At 43.0% G+C, this 13,352-nt stretch carries 14 protein-coding genes; 11 read left to right on the forward strand and 3 right to left on the reverse strand.

Translation table 11 applies throughout. The features are described from left to right. The first annotated feature begins 677 nt into the window (after positions 1 to 677). The gene (locus NAF19_RS14575) at positions 678 to 881 is read left to right on the forward strand and encodes a CHC2 zinc finger domain-containing protein (RefSeq protein WP_252790795.1); all 204 of its coding nucleotides are present in this window, start codon (positions 678 to 680) and stop codon (positions 879 to 881) included. Between the two features lie 19 nt (positions 882 to 900). Here the strand turns inward: NAF19_RS14575 and NAF19_RS14580 are convergent, their stop codons facing one another. Beyond that, on the reverse strand, positions 901 to 1,038 hold the full coding sequence (locus tag NAF19_RS14580) for a hypothetical protein (protein ID WP_252790796.1): 138 nt from the start codon (positions 1,036 to 1,038) through the stop codon (positions 901 to 903). Between the two features lie 1,288 nt (positions 1,039 to 2,326). Between NAF19_RS14580 and NAF19_RS14585 the strand changes: the two genes are divergently transcribed. The 5 genes from NAF19_RS14585 to NAF19_RS14605 all read left to right on the forward strand — a co-directional run bounded on the left by NAF19_RS14585 (position 2,327) and on the right by NAF19_RS14605 (position 7,244). Beyond that, a complete protein-coding gene (locus NAF19_RS14585; RefSeq protein ID WP_252790797.1) occupies positions 2,327 to 3,016 on the forward strand; it encodes a 3-keto-disaccharide hydrolase in 690 nt (229 codons plus the stop codon). 248 nt (positions 3,017 to 3,264) lie between these two features. Then, positions 3,265 to 4,491: a hypothetical protein gene (locus NAF19_RS14590; RefSeq protein ID WP_252790798.1), complete on the forward strand. Its 1,227-nt coding sequence runs from the start codon at positions 3,265 to 3,267 to the stop codon at positions 4,489 to 4,491. Between the two features lie 195 nt (positions 4,492 to 4,686). Beyond that, positions 4,687 to 5,814: an AI-2E family transporter gene (locus NAF19_RS14595; RefSeq protein WP_252790799.1), complete on the forward strand. Its 1,128-nt coding sequence runs from the start codon at positions 4,687 to 4,689 to the stop codon at positions 5,812 to 5,814. 160 nt (positions 5,815 to 5,974) lie between these two features. Beyond that, positions 5,975 to 6,991: a family 43 glycosylhydrolase gene (locus tag NAF19_RS14600; RefSeq protein ID WP_252790800.1), complete on the forward strand. Its 1,017-nt coding sequence runs from the start codon at positions 5,975 to 5,977 to the stop codon at positions 6,989 to 6,991. Between the two features lie 94 nt (positions 6,992 to 7,085). Beyond that, positions 7,086 to 7,244: a hypothetical protein gene (locus NAF19_RS14605; RefSeq protein ID WP_252790801.1), complete on the forward strand. Its 159-nt coding sequence runs from the start codon at positions 7,086 to 7,088 to the stop codon at positions 7,242 to 7,244. Here the strand turns inward: NAF19_RS14605 and NAF19_RS14610 are convergent. Both NAF19_RS14610 and NAF19_RS14615 read right to left on the reverse strand, forming a co-directional pair. Continuing rightward, positions 7,228 to 7,548 carry a hypothetical protein gene (locus NAF19_RS14610; protein ID WP_252790802.1) on the reverse strand — a complete coding sequence of 107 codons (321 nt, stop codon included), beginning with the start codon at positions 7,546 to 7,548 and terminating at the stop codon, positions 7,228 to 7,230. The genes NAF19_RS14605 and NAF19_RS14610 overlap by 17 nt on opposite strands. Before the next feature lie 360 nt (positions 7,549 to 7,908). Beyond that, complete coding sequence (locus tag NAF19_RS14615) at positions 7,909 to 8,304, reverse strand: hypothetical protein (RefSeq protein WP_252790803.1); 396 nt, start codon at positions 8,302 to 8,304, stop codon at positions 7,909 to 7,911. A 335-nt stretch (positions 8,305 to 8,639) separates the two neighbouring features. On the opposite strand from NAF19_RS14615, the gene NAF19_RS14620 reads away from it, so the two are divergent. From NAF19_RS14620 to NAF19_RS14640, 5 genes are all read left to right on the forward strand, one after another. Beyond that, the gene (locus NAF19_RS14620; RefSeq protein WP_252790804.1) at positions 8,640 to 9,215 is read left to right on the forward strand and encodes a chemotaxis protein CheB; all 576 of its coding nucleotides are present in this window, start codon (positions 8,640 to 8,642) and stop codon (positions 9,213 to 9,215) included. 17 nt (positions 9,216 to 9,232) lie between these two features. Next, positions 9,233 to 9,631, forward strand: a complete 399-nt coding sequence (locus NAF19_RS14625) for a cupin domain-containing protein (RefSeq protein ID WP_252790805.1) — start codon at positions 9,233 to 9,235, stop codon at positions 9,629 to 9,631. Positions 9,632 to 9,826: 195 nt separating this feature from the next. Further along, positions 9,827 to 11,227, forward strand: coding sequence for a L,D-transpeptidase (locus NAF19_RS14630; protein WP_252790806.1), 1,401 nt, complete (start codon positions 9,827 to 9,829; stop codon positions 11,225 to 11,227). A gap of 463 nt (positions 11,228 to 11,690) precedes the next feature. Then, positions 11,691 to 11,927, forward strand: a complete 237-nt coding sequence (locus tag NAF19_RS14635) for a hypothetical protein (protein WP_252790807.1) — start codon at positions 11,691 to 11,693, stop codon at positions 11,925 to 11,927. 1 nt (position 11,928) lies between these two features. Next, a complete protein-coding gene (locus NAF19_RS14640; RefSeq protein ID WP_252790808.1) occupies positions 11,929 to 13,335 on the forward strand; it encodes a hypothetical protein in 1,407 nt (468 codons plus the stop codon). Positions 13,336 to 13,352: the final 17 nt, after the last annotated feature.

The following is a 13,352-nucleotide window of genomic DNA, read 5'->3' on the forward strand; positions in this document are numbered from 1 at the left end:
GTTCCGCTGGCGGCATTACCGCGGTGGTATAAAAATTAAAAAAAGTCGAATATAAATGAGACTACCAGCCATGAGCCTTTTCAACTCCGAGGTTTACTCCGCTCCCACCGGCAACTGCTTACGCTCTGTAATCACAATCTGCGATTTTCCCTTAAACGCCGTCGTTATACCAACAACCGTAAAGCGCTTTGCCATCAATGACATCTTTTCAAAAATGCTTTTTTGCTTCACCTTTCAATACCACCACAGTAGCCAGCCGCTTCTGGTACACAGCGCCGAGGTTACCAGTGTCATACTGCCGAAATCCTTTATGTCAAAGACCTTGCACATTTACCATAAGGTTTACGCTCCACGACCATTTCCTCGCGAAGGATGTTTATACCACAATAATAACCGTTGTATTGCTCAACACACTCAAAACGCACCGGGTCAAACACCAAGTTCCAGAACGGCCCCAAGTCACGCAACCCACCGTCATTATAAGTCAACCGCCTGAATGCCAAACAGCAATACTACAATAAAGGCATATCCTAAAAAACGCATAATTGATTCAGGCGATAACTATTGTCAAAGGTAAATGTAAAGCCGCGTTTAGCAGCCGGTCTGTCTTAATTAACATTAAGGTAATTTTCAACAATCATTCACCATATGTATGCATTAACTATGTTTGCCATATAATGTCAGATCTCGTCGCCATCATATCCAAACACGTTAAGCTTCAACAAGGCCGTAAAGCCCTGAAAGGCACCTGCCCTTTTCACCCCGACCAATCCGATTCCTTCATGGTCTCACCCGAAAAGAACCTGTTTAAATGCTTCGGCTGCGGCAAAGAAGGCGGCCCGGCAGAATTCGAATCCTGGATAGCGGGTAAGGCAAAATGAATGCAGTTGCTAAAGCCGGTTATTGACTGTTCGTAAATACAGTATACATCCCGGCACTTGTTGCTTTGTTGATGACATCCCCATCCCATGCCGTCGCATAAATATTTTTAGTCACCTGGTAATCGCTAAAGGTATATTGCGCACTGGCAGCTTTCACGGTAATCGGCAGCGGACTTGACCCTGGGATGCTTTGTTGCAGCGCATCAAGCGTCACAATCCTCGGATGGCCGTATGCGTTCGTAGAAAAAGTCTGCACCGGCGGCCCGATACCGTAATTCCATTGACCACAAAGGATAACGGCGTACCGGGAGTAATTGCAGCTAGTAAGGCTGCACTGGTACCATTATAACCGCGGCATGGTGGCTGACCTTCCAGACATCGGCATCCAGCAATCCGTTATTACCATAATAGTTCACTAGCTGGTTAACACCGGCTGTTTCCAGGTTCCTGGAGAACAGGAAAGTAGCTTTGCCAAAACTGTACCCTGATCACAACATTGATCTAATGCGCACCGAATACCATGGTCAATCATGCCGAAATACCCAGCTAACGTACTGTCACGTTCCTTTTTGACGGAATTATGCTTATATTTTAATCTAACAAGTAGAGCTATTAATCTCATTGCGTGATTTGTAGACTAGTGAAAGAAAATTGACACAAGTTTCTGATTATCAAATAAATAACGGATAAGATTCAAATCCCTACCTCCTAAGTACCAAGACCCCATTTTATACCAAAATAATTTATATATAATTTTACTTAAACTACGGAATTCGCTATATTTAGATATCAAACGAGCAGAATACCAATCTGAGTACCAGAATAGAAGAAACGCATTTATTACATTGATAATCAACTGATTGATATACAAGATTCGGGGACACAACATTCAAAAGGTATTTTCCATAAAGAAAAGGCCTTTTTTTATGCTTAAAGGCAATTTTTAGACTTTAGCATTGCTTGACGGATAGTTCGATCCGGGCCTGGTTTTACATAATTTTTTGTTGAATTCAGCGCATCTACGTTACAAATACGTTACAACGACTTGCGCCTTAAACCATTGATTATGGACACTGTAGGCATTAAAATCTTCAAGCATCATAAAAAACGGATGGCACTTGTAATGTAACAATCCGTGTCACTCACAATGGGGAAAATGACTATCTTGATACGGCACATTTTGTAAATGATAAACAACTCCGGAAAGACTACTCGATAAAGGATGCTTTTCCAAATAAAATTTTAAATGGCATACTCGATGACTATCGGGCAGCTATAGACAAATTGCATGAAAAGCTGGATTTAACTAGTCGCCCCTCAAAAAAGCAAAAAACAAGGTTTAAGATAATTAAGAGGAGATTTAAGATAAAAATGGAGATGGAAAACAACTGAAAAGGGTAATTTTACACATATAACATAAATCGTAAACCAATTCAACCTTAACGATGTATAAATCAATCAAAACTGCCGTTGTAAAGTTGTGTGCAATAAGCCTTTTTATCACCGCCATTTGCTCTACGGCGTCTGCCCAAAAGGATACCACTTTAAAAATAACCATGCACGCTGCGGGTAAGTTCTATAACGATAAACCTGCGGGCAAGGGGTGGGTAAATTTACTGGACACCACGCTCTGGAATGCCGAAGCTCAATACTGGCAGTTGACCAATGGCGTGCTGCATGGCGAAACTAAGGCGCAGGACCAGCATCACTATGGCTATACCAAAAAAATCTACAAGGATTTTGAACTGAACGTGCTGATTAAAATGACGGGTAACGAAGAAGCAAACTCCGGTGTTTGTATCCGGGTACACCCGGCCAGTTTCGATATTGTACCCGGCTACCAGGTAGACATGGGAAAGGGTTACTGGGGCTCGCTTTGGGAAGAGCACCGTGCAGAAATGGTTCAAAAATACCCCGATTCACTGGCTGCCAAACTGGTAAAAGCCAATGAATGGAACCACTATTACATCGTCGCAAAAGGCCACTATATACAGGCATGGCTAAATGGCGTTAAAACTATAGACATTGTTCATGATGCTGGCTTTTTGGATGGTAATATAGGCCTCCAGCTTTGCCACGGCAAGCTGCGATATACGGTTGTCGACGTGAAAGCGATGTATGTAAAAGAACTTTAAAATTGGCAATTAATGGCATTGTGTAGAACCTTGTAAAACACCTGGTTAAAGGGTACAGCCCGGCGAAGGCCCTGCAAATAACTCCGACTCAGTTGATTTCCCTATCAAATTATCTTTAAAGCCTGGAAATTGCGATTTGCGGGGCTTTTTTTTTTGCTAAAAAGCTCATTAACAGCGAATACACTATTATTAAAATAAATTTCTATTTTGGGTGAGATTTAATTTATCTATAAAACCTTTTACAATTTATGCAAACTGCCGAAAACACGCGCTGGCCGCTTTGGAGAAAAATAATCTTCCGGTTCTTTTTTATCTACCTCGCTTTAGAAATTTCACCTGTCAACTGGTTCGACAGTATCCCTTTCGTAAGTACTGTAACCCAGTACTATGGCAAACTTACTGACTGGCTGACAACCGGGGCCAATGCGCTGTTTTTCCATGTGCGGCCGGTGTTGGTGCCCGAAAATGGCAGCGGCGATACGTCCATGGGGTGGGCCCGGTTATGGACTTATTTGGCTTTGGCAGTTCTGGGGGCTATCATCTGGTCGGTATTTGACAGAAAGCGGAGTAATTACACCCATCTAAACTATTGGCTTTGCCTGTTTACCCGCTACTACGTGGTGCTGGTGGCGTTTACTTATGGCATCATTAAGCTGTTTGGCCAGCAGATGATTTTCCCGAACCTGCACCAGTTGGCCACACCGCTTGGCGACCTGTTACCTATGCGGTTTTCGTGGTTTTTTATAGGATACTCGCAGCCATACCAATTTTTTTCAGGATTGATGGAGTTTATAGCCGCGCTATTGCTGCTTAATCGCCGCACCACTTCGCTGGGTGTGTTGATGGCCACCGGCGTGTTCCTGAATGTAATGATGCTGAACCTGTGCTACGATATTCCGGTAAAAATATTTTCGATGCAGATGGTATTTACCTGCCTGTTTTTATTGGCGAATGAAAGCGGGCGACTCATTGATTTTTTTATACTAAACAAACCCGCACCTGTCGGCGCCATATACCACTTCAGGTACACAAAAAAGTGGATGCGCGTAACCCGGGTGGTTTTAAAATGCCTGATTATTATAGTGGCGGCAGTAATGCCTTTTTACCAAAGCTATAGCCAATCAACATCAAATACCGTCGCTAAGCAACCCGTAAAAAACGGCGTGTACGCCGTTACCAGGTATCGGCTGAACAACCAGGACATACCGTTCTCGCCGCTTGACACACTACGCTGGCAGGACCTGATATTTGAGGACGGGCTAGGCAGTGTAAAATCAAACGATACGCTTTTCAGACAGCGGTATAACCGGGGATATTTTTTATATGGATTAGACAGCGCCAAACATATGCTTGGCTTCAAAAAGAAATTTGACGCCAAAAATTATATGATTGAGTTTAAATACACAACACCGGATAGCAGCACAATTACGCTGGCAGGATTGCGTGGCAGGGACAGCCTGTTACGTGGAGCTTAAACGAACAAAACGGCATTTCCAGCTGGCTGAAAGGCAGTTTCACTGGCTGAGCGAGCAGAACAGGTAGATTTACTAGTGGTTAAGCCCGCTTTGTTTATTGGCGAAAATTTCTGCGACGGCAAACTAAGTTCGGCTTTATAAATTCGGGCAAACAATTTCATTACCAAAGCGTAATACATCATCAACATTATTTATATGGACCTGAAAACTTTTACCCAACTACCGTTTTATATCAAACTGGCTTGTGTGCTCTTTAGCCTTTTTGCCATCGGTTGCCTGGTCATCCTGGGGAAGGAAATCCTGTCGCCTTTGTTATTTTCCTGTTTGTTCTCCATATTATTATTGCCGCTGGCCAGGTTTTTTGAGCTAAAAATGCGCTTGCCCCGAAGCGCCGCTTCGATGATCGCCGTGGTATTATTTTTATCCATAGTGGGGCTCATCATTTATGTCATTGGTTCGCAGATAGCAGACTTGTTAAGGGACTGGCCGGCTTTCCAGGCGCAGATCAGCCGGTCTATGTATAATTTCAGGGGCTGGGTGTCCGAGCATTTTCATATCACCCGCCGCAAACAGCTGAACGTGGTTAATACCGCCACCAGCAAAGTAACCGCACCCGACGCAGCCGCAGTGGGTACCACGTTGCTTTCGCTTTCGTCTATGATCTTATTCCTGGTATTTACATTTATCTATACTTTTTTCTTCCTGCTCTACCGCAAACTCATCATGAAATTCCTGGAGTCGGTGTTCCTGGAAGAAAATAAGGCAAAGGTACATGAGATTATAGAGCAGGTACAGATGATCATCCGTAAATACATTACCGGCCTGTTGATAGAAATGGCTATAGTAGCTATAGCGGTGAGTGTTACGCTTTCTATATTGGGCGTTAAATACGCTATTTTACTGGGACTGATTACCGGCATTTTTAACCTCATACCCTATTTCGGTATTTTTTCCTCGATGGTATTAAGCGCCACCGTAACACTGGGCACTTCGCAGGACAGCACGGTGGTAATTTATGTGTTGATAGCCTTTGTGATTACACACCTGGTCGACAGTAATATTGTGCTGCCGCTGGTGGTGGGCTCCAAGGTCCGGATCAACGCCCTGGTTACTATCCTTGGGGTGGTCATCGGCGAAATGTTCTGGGGCGTTTCCGGCATGTTCCTCTCCATCCCGGTTATTGCGGTGCTCAAGATCATTTTCGATCGGGTGGAAAGCCTGCACCCCTGGGGCATTATTTTAGGAGACGAAGAAAAAAAACAAAACAAGTTAGCCAGGAGACTGACCACCCGGAAGAAAAAAGTGCAGACTGCAGAAGAGTAATTTGCAACCGGAAAGGCCCTGCCAAAACAAATTGCGTTGAAACAACCTGTAAATTATTTTATTAATTGTCACAAAGACAGTACATAAAGTAATGCCCCCTGCCCCTATCTTTGTGGGGTACGGTTTGTTAACGTATCTCCATCCCTCAAACTAAAAGAAGATGAAAAGAATATTTTGCCTATTACTTACCCTGGTGTGTGTGTTACCCGTTATAGCCCAAAAGCAACAGGCGATAAGGCCCGGCGAAATTTGGCCCGATAACGATGGTCATCATATACAGGCGCACGGTGGTGGCATTATAAAGCTGAAAAATACCTGGTATTGGTATGGCGAAGAACGCCGGGAGGGGTTGGATACCAATTACCGCTATGTAAGCTGCTATTCATCAACCGACTTAATGAACTGGAAGTTTAACGGCGATGCCATCGCGCTGGCCAAACCCGACTCCATGCTCACCGGCCGGTGGGTGCTGGAAAGGCCCAAGGTTTTTTACAATGCCACAACCAAAAAGTTTGTGATGTATATGCACCTCGACGGGGGCATTAAAGGGATATCGCATAATAAATGGGCCTATGATTACGCCCGGGTGGGAGTTGCCGTAAGCAATAAGGCGACGGGTCCGTTTAAGTTTGTACGTTCGTTCAGGCCGCTGGAAAAAGAGAGCCGCGATATTGGGCAGTTTATCGACGATGATGGCAGCGCTTACCTGGTGTTTGAGTGCCGGCCCTCGGGTGGTTTTTATATTGCCAAACTTTCTGCCGATTTTTTGAATGTGGAGAAAGAGGTTTCGTTTATACACCTGCCTTTGGAGGGCGGGGCCATAGTACATTATAAGGGCTTATACTATGCGGTGGGTTCCGCGCTAACCGGGTGGTCGCCAAACCCGAATAAGGTGGCTACGGCGCCGTCGCTGGCGGGGCCATGGAGTGCGTTTACGGATATAGCGCCCCCTGCTGCCAAAACTTACGGGGCACAATCAACCATGTTTATTAAAGTAACCGGTAAAAAAGATACCACCGTAATTTTTATGGGCGATAAATGGGACCCGGCTAAATTGTGGGATTCGCGCTACTTGTGGATACCTGTAGAAATTGGCGACGGTAAACTGTGGCTGCCGGAACCGAAGCCCTGGATTTTGGATGTGAGGGCCGGGATCTGGCGGTATGTTGGGGAGTGATAAGTTGGGAAAGGAAAAATGCCTATGTGAGGATAAATCGATACAACGCGACTTCGGGATGGTATTTGTTTAAAATTTCTGTATTTTTGTTATTATGAACAAGAAATCAAAAAGCGTTGTTAAAGACACGGCTTTGTTGAGAGAAAAAATTCTCAAGTCGATGGTTGCTTCATTCAAAATTGAAGGCATAAATATTTCCGATTCAGATGCCGTTGCATCTTTAAAGAAAGTATCCCTTAGCCTGGAAAAATAGAACCGATGAATTTTATCATCAGCCGATAATCCTTTTCGGCCGATTTTTGTATTGCCTTAACATAAATCGTAAAATTTACATCGCGCAGTTTTCCGGCAAAACTGTATAGATGTTGCAGGGAAAGCCTGTGTATTTTAAGAATGTAGTTTGAATTAAATTTGGTTCTGCTTGTTAGCTGCTCTGAAAGAATAATTTCCGTCCTTAAAAAACCTTCAAACTCAGATAATCCAACCTCTTCCTTCGATGTCAAATTAAGAATATTGGGCAATACCTCTGCTTGATTTCCTGGTAAATCATACTTCATATACGCTAAGATAATCAATTCATAATATCCATACTCATCTTGCTGTTTTTACCAGTAATACCTGCTTCGGGTGTTCGCCTCATCTACCGGCGCGAAAACTTCGGGTTTTAGTATTGGAGTCACAGACTACCGGCATACTCGTCCGAAGTTTGCAAATTTCGGACAGCTGGGTACGACTTTGCACGGTGATTCCTAAACGCGGCGCACTAGTACTTCAACTCTGTGACCTGTCGCTGCATACGCGGGAGAGGGGATAAATTCATATCCCAAATCACGCATAAGAAAATCCAAAAATTTAGTCGTATCAAAATCATCGCCTACAACAAGAAACCTTTTTCATGTGCATGAATAACTTATCTTTTAAATGAGTGCCAGTCTTTTTGAAAAATAGGCCTTAACATACGCGTGCTGTTGATTGGGGGTCATTTTATCGGCCTGCTCTACTTCAATCACGATATCTGCAAAACGATGGTCCTTTCTTAAACTGTTCAGTAACTCCACTTTGGCATCAGTGGGGCCAAAGAGCAGCACATGATCGTAACCCCTGATATGCTCACCCAGTTCCCGGTAATAATCCGCCTGTTCATGCTGCTCTTTATTATGCATCAGGTTTTCGCTTCGCCCGAGTGTTTGTTCCTTTTCCTCGTGTGTAAATTTGGAGTCGATGGTGGTTGTTTGAATAGGATCTGTGGTAAACTCCATTAAATGGGCGGTTTGATGATCCATCCAGATACCTAAATTGCTTGCTGTTTTCATGGTTTTTTCAAAGGATGCTTCTTTAAGCTGAAGTTTTCACTATGGTGCAGATTATTCAGTTTTTATTTCATTAAAATTTAAACATCGGTCAAAGTTAAATAAGGGCGCACCGGCAGAAATGACGAAAAGCAAAAAAAGCAATGATGTTCCTCACTTTTCCGTTGCTGCGTTGTTATAACTTTGGTTTTATTAAACAAAGTGTGTGATAAGCAAATCACTAATGGAATTTTTTGGGACCAGATAAATGAATTATTTGATCCGGTTACCATTGAGGGTGACGATTTTTAAGAAGAGTCAAGTAACCTCTTTGTGTAACTGTATTTATTTAAATGCCTATGAAAAAGAAAACGCTTATTGCATTAGGTGCTTCCGCCGGTGGCACTGACGCGCTTTTTGATTTTTTTGACAATACACTGCCTGATGGTGTATCCTATGTGATAACGACCCACCTCTATCCGCATATAAAAAGCCTTCTAACGTCTATGATACAGAAACATGCCGCTATTGAGGTATGTGAGGTGGAAGAAGATACGCAAATTATGCCGGATAAAGTTTACGTGATGCCGGAGAATAAAATAATGACGATAGAAGGCGAAAGGCTTGTATTGAAGCCAAGGGACCTGGACATTAAAGTGAACCGGGCTATTGACATCTTTTTCAATTCGTTGGCCGACAATCACAGCTTTAATATCATCGCTATTATTTTGTCCGGCCTGGGAAAAGATGGAACGAAAGGTATAGTAGCCATTTCGAAAAACGGCGGGGTAATAATAGCACAAGAACCTTCAAGTGCGAAAGAGGAAAGTATGCCGGAAGGTGTGATCGACTCAGGGTACGCAGATTTTATCCTGGCCCCCAAAAAGATGCCTGAGCAAGTAATTAAAAGTGTAAAAGCGTTTAACGATAAATAATAACTTAAATTAATATTATGCACGGATTTAAAAGTAATATAGAAAAGGAAACTTTGGAAAACAGCAATTTTCGCAAAGTTTTGTATACTGCCAAATATAGCCAGATCGTATTAATGAGCCTTTTGCCAAAAGAAGAAATTGGCATGGAAACTCATGAAAAAAATGATCAATTCTTTCGTTTTGAAAGCGGAACGGGTAAATGCATTATTGATGGCAATGAATATGAGGTTAAGGCTGGGGATGCGGTTACAGTTCCTGCCGGCGCAAAACATAATGTTATAAATACATCAGACAAAGAAGACTTAAAGCTATATACAATCTATTCACCCCCTAATCATGAAGATGGTATCATACGCAGAACCAAAAATGAAGCTGAAACTATTGACGAAAAATTTGATGGCAAAACAACTGAATGATTGGGAATCCCCTATCAATTAGGCGTTTGTTAAGGAAGGCTTGAGCCTTGCGGTAGCGGAAAAATCGCTTGCGACAGCAGGGGTGTGTTTATGAATATAGCGCCCCCTGCTTCCAAAACTTACGGGGCACAATCGCCAATCGTAGTTAAACAATTTCGCCAGGTCCGGTGTTGAACAGGCATGATCCCCAAATTAATGAAAAAATATTCGCTGCATGCGCTAACCATAACAGCATTTATTTGCCTTGGCTTATTTGCCGGCTGTAACAACCAGCAAAAAAAGGAGCCTCAAAAAAAACTGCAAAAAGCTCGTACAAAAACTACAGATATCGCCACTCCGCAGCAGGCTGCCCTTACCCTCCCGGTGCTCGACGCATTGTTTTATGAGCCCGGTTTTGCATCCTCGTTGAAATCGACCATAGGCTTAACGCCCGCGCAGATCGGCCGGCTCAAGGCAGCGGCACACACTTCGCTGCGCGATCTGAACGAAGACGGCACGGCAGACACCTCATCTGCCCGCACGGCTACCCGGGCTTACGAAGCGCAAATTGAAAAGATCATCGGTAAGGACAAGGCGCAACAGTTGCTGCAACTGGTGAACGATAGCTACAGCAAAGGCGTTGAAGGCCTGGCGCCCACCAAACCCAACGCTGTACCCGGTGATACACGTATTGTTGTGAACGCGCCTGCTTTCCGGATGGATGTTTTCGAGGGCGGAAAACTGATAAAGACTTACCGGGTAGGCATTGGTTACCCGGAATTCCCGCTGCCTACCGGTATGCGCCGTGCAGATACCATTATATTTAACCCGGCCTGGACACCGCCGGACGAGCCCTGGGTAAAAGGCAAATTTCATGTTGGCAGGAGAGTTTTGGCCAGCAACGAGCTTAACCCGCTTGGCCGTGTTAAGATACCCATTGGCATGCCCTCTCTTATCCATGGCGGCAAACCGCTGAGCAAAATCGGCGACTTTGCTTCCCACGGTTGCGTGGGCCTCACCAATTCACAGGTACTCGACTTTGCGACCACGCTTGCCCGGCTGGGCGGTGCAGCTTTGTCTGCCACCGATTTGCAGGGATTTGAACAACATAAAAACGACACCAGGTCGATAAAGCTTTTAACACGCGTACCAATTGACCTGCGTTATGAAACCATCGTCGCCGGCGACAGTTGCCTGCACATTTACCGCGATGTTTACGAGCGCGGCACCAACACCATTGAATCTGCCAAACGGATCCTCGCGAATGCCGGCGTGGGCTATGATAAGCTGAGCGAACAGGAGAAGACCGGCCTTGACAGCGCCTTGCTGGAAATGAACAAAGATGCCAGGGGAAATGCAATAGCAACAGATAGTTTGACGGCTGCCAGGGACCAGGTACCCGACGCTAAAATTGCAAGAGCGAAAAAGGGAAAAGTCACGTCGCGCGTAAAAGGCGACAAACAAGTGGATGTTCCAATAACTGCCTTGCGGGGAAAAGGTTATCCTGAACCCGTTAACCTGGACACTGGTGTATTACCTGGAGAGAAAAATCAGAAGCAGCCGCACGTAGTGAAACACCATTCAAAATCGCACGCGCGTTCGCGTGGCCGCAAGTGAATATCGTAGTTTAGGCTTTGCCGCGGTTGTTGGCGAAAAGTTACAGCTTGGGGCTCCGATGCCGAACCGGGCGGGAATGGTACAATTTTGCACGTGGATACCTAAAAGCGACGCTCTAGTACGCCCCTGCCCGGATACTAGCGCGAGAAAGGGACGGCTGAAAAAACACATAGGCAATATACGGTAGTATCCTTAGATAATATTTATAAATCAACCCAATTGCCGTTTCAAATGATAAATCGTTCCTGCTAATAGTTAAAAAGCAAATATTTTTCCGAAAAAAGATAATATTCAGAATTTAATATTAGATTCGAAAATTAAAACCTACTCACATGAACCAATTAAACCGTCTCAAATTTTCTAGAAAAAGTACTATAAAGAAATTAATTATAAATATTTAATTAATTAAGTATTTGATAATTAAAAAGTTCCTATCTTTGCAGTCCCATTTTTATGAAATTTTATGCCAACTAAAGAGCAGTTACATTTGATTTTAGAATCGCAATTTGAATTCTTCGGGGGAGCTGGACAACCTAAAGCTAACTATGAAGGGAGTTCGGAGTCTCATGGATTAACTGCGGAAAAAAGAATGGATACTCCTTTAGTTCCTAAATATTCTTTAATCCCAACAAGTGGCGACGTGCTAGGAAAGGTATCATTTGATTCTGAAACTAATGATTTTAAAATAGCCGCACCATAAGGTGAATCCAACCCACAGTTTTTTTTTAGTAGTCGAAGGTGAAAATGATGCTTATCCAAATTACGAAAGTGCGCGGATAAGTTTTGTAAAAACCGACCCTTCAGAAATTAAGTTTGATAATTTATTTATCTGTAGCCCGTTGTGTTCAGTTTCTGAAGACGCGCCTCAAAATATACCGACGTTAGCTGACGGTACTATCATAACGTTTTTGATGGTTCCATCTGTTTTTCCTTCTTTTCAAGCTATTATTCCTTATGCAAAAAATAGCGGACAGCTGTGGTTTTCTTTAGGGTTATCGAATCTTGTTATCATAGAAAATAACTCTACCGACGTTTCTAATAAAATTATAGAACATCTAAAAGCTGTTAACAATTTAACTGCTTATGAAAGATGGGAAATTAATGGAGGACGTGTCAAACCTAGGACTTCGCCATTTTTCACGATATTACACAATCACGGTGGCGTACATAATTGTGATCTTAAAATTTCTAAGTCGCTACCTTTTTATTTAAAATTCGCTGTATCAGAATATATAATCTCAGTAAATAAATTTCTTACCGCTTCCAAAAAGTTCACACCTCATTACTATAAAGGGCATTTAAACACTGTAGATGCATGTAATGACTTGGTTAACGATTTAGGCGTTTTATTTGGAGATAAAAATTTCAAACCGAGCATTTCTTTAGTACAGCATCTGAATCCAGATAGAACAGGAGATATTTATGAAATCGTAACTTCCGGAACTTCTAAAGAGTTAGTGGATGAATTAATAAACGACCGTCACGGACGAATTATTCAGTTTAACTCGTCTATGTCCTACATTTACTCTCAAGCCTATGCCGGTACTTTTCCAATATTTGATCACATTGGAATCATTAGACGACACTCATTACTTGGAGTAGGCACCGCAATATCTGCACTGCAAGAAATTTTGATTCAAATGGAAACATCGCTTTGGCAGTTACCTTTTGAAAATTTACTATCTACAGAATATACAACCGCAATTTGTCCGCCAGAATTTACTAAAGTAATAATTAACCCTGGTTACTTTGACCCTGCAATATGGAAAAGCGACCCTGTAAAGATTCAAGTTATCGACTATTCTTCTGATACAACAAAAAAACTTCCGGAGAACTTTTATAATCGTTTATCATTTTTTAGTGGACGACTGGGATTTAGAGAGTATGAGTTTAGCGCAACCGCAGCTATTCAAGTCCTTGTTGAGGCCCATTCACTGAAATGGCATATAATAAATTACACTCACGAAATTATTCATAATCATGTACGGTTAATTCTTAACCATTTTATTGACTATTCCGGGGAAACTGACCACTCCATTCCGTGGCAAACTGACCAGGCAATTCCCTGGCGAACGGGTTCAGCGAGAGCTGTAAAAGCGTTGTGTTAAAAGTAGTTATTTAAAAG

The organism is Mucilaginibacter flavidus (assembly GCF_024055575.1).
GTDB lineage: Bacteria > Bacteroidota > Bacteroidia > Sphingobacteriales > Sphingobacteriaceae > Mucilaginibacter > Mucilaginibacter flavidus.

Bases quoted from the DNA above. Each gene is read 5' to 3' on its own strand.
- NAF19_RS14575 (WP_252790795.1), top strand. From the start codon at position 678: ATGTCAGATCTCGTCGCCATCATATCCAAACACGTTAAGCTTCAACAA.
- NAF19_RS14585 (WP_252790797.1), top strand. From the start codon at position 2,327: ATGTATAAATCAATCAAAACTGCCGTTGTAAAGTTGTGTGCAATAAGC.
- NAF19_RS14590 (WP_252790798.1), top strand. From the start codon at position 3,265: ATGCAAACTGCCGAAAACACGCGCTGGCCGCTTTGGAGAAAAATAATC.
- NAF19_RS14595 (WP_252790799.1), top strand. From the start codon at position 4,687: ATGGACCTGAAAACTTTTACCCAACTACCGTTTTATATCAAACTGGCT.
- NAF19_RS14600 (WP_252790800.1), top strand. From the start codon at position 5,975: ATGAAAAGAATATTTTGCCTATTACTTACCCTGGTGTGTGTGTTACCC.
- NAF19_RS14605 (WP_252790801.1), top strand. From the start codon at position 7,086: ATGAACAAGAAATCAAAAAGCGTTGTTAAAGACACGGCTTTGTTGAGA.
- NAF19_RS14610 (WP_252790802.1), bottom strand. From the start codon at position 7,548: ATGAAGTATGATTTACCAGGAAATCAAGCAGAGGTATTGCCCAATATT.
- NAF19_RS14615 (WP_252790803.1), bottom strand. From the start codon at position 8,304: ATGAAAACAGCAAGCAATTTAGGTATCTGGATGGATCATCAAACCGCC.
- NAF19_RS14620 (WP_252790804.1), top strand. From the start codon at position 8,640: ATGAAAAAGAAAACGCTTATTGCATTAGGTGCTTCCGCCGGTGGCACT.
- NAF19_RS14625 (WP_252790805.1), top strand. From the start codon at position 9,233: ATGCACGGATTTAAAAGTAATATAGAAAAGGAAACTTTGGAAAACAGC.
- NAF19_RS14630 (WP_252790806.1), top strand. From the start codon at position 9,827: ATGAAAAAATATTCGCTGCATGCGCTAACCATAACAGCATTTATTTGC.
- NAF19_RS14635 (WP_252790807.1), top strand. From the start codon at position 11,691: ATGCCAACTAAAGAGCAGTTACATTTGATTTTAGAATCGCAATTTGAA.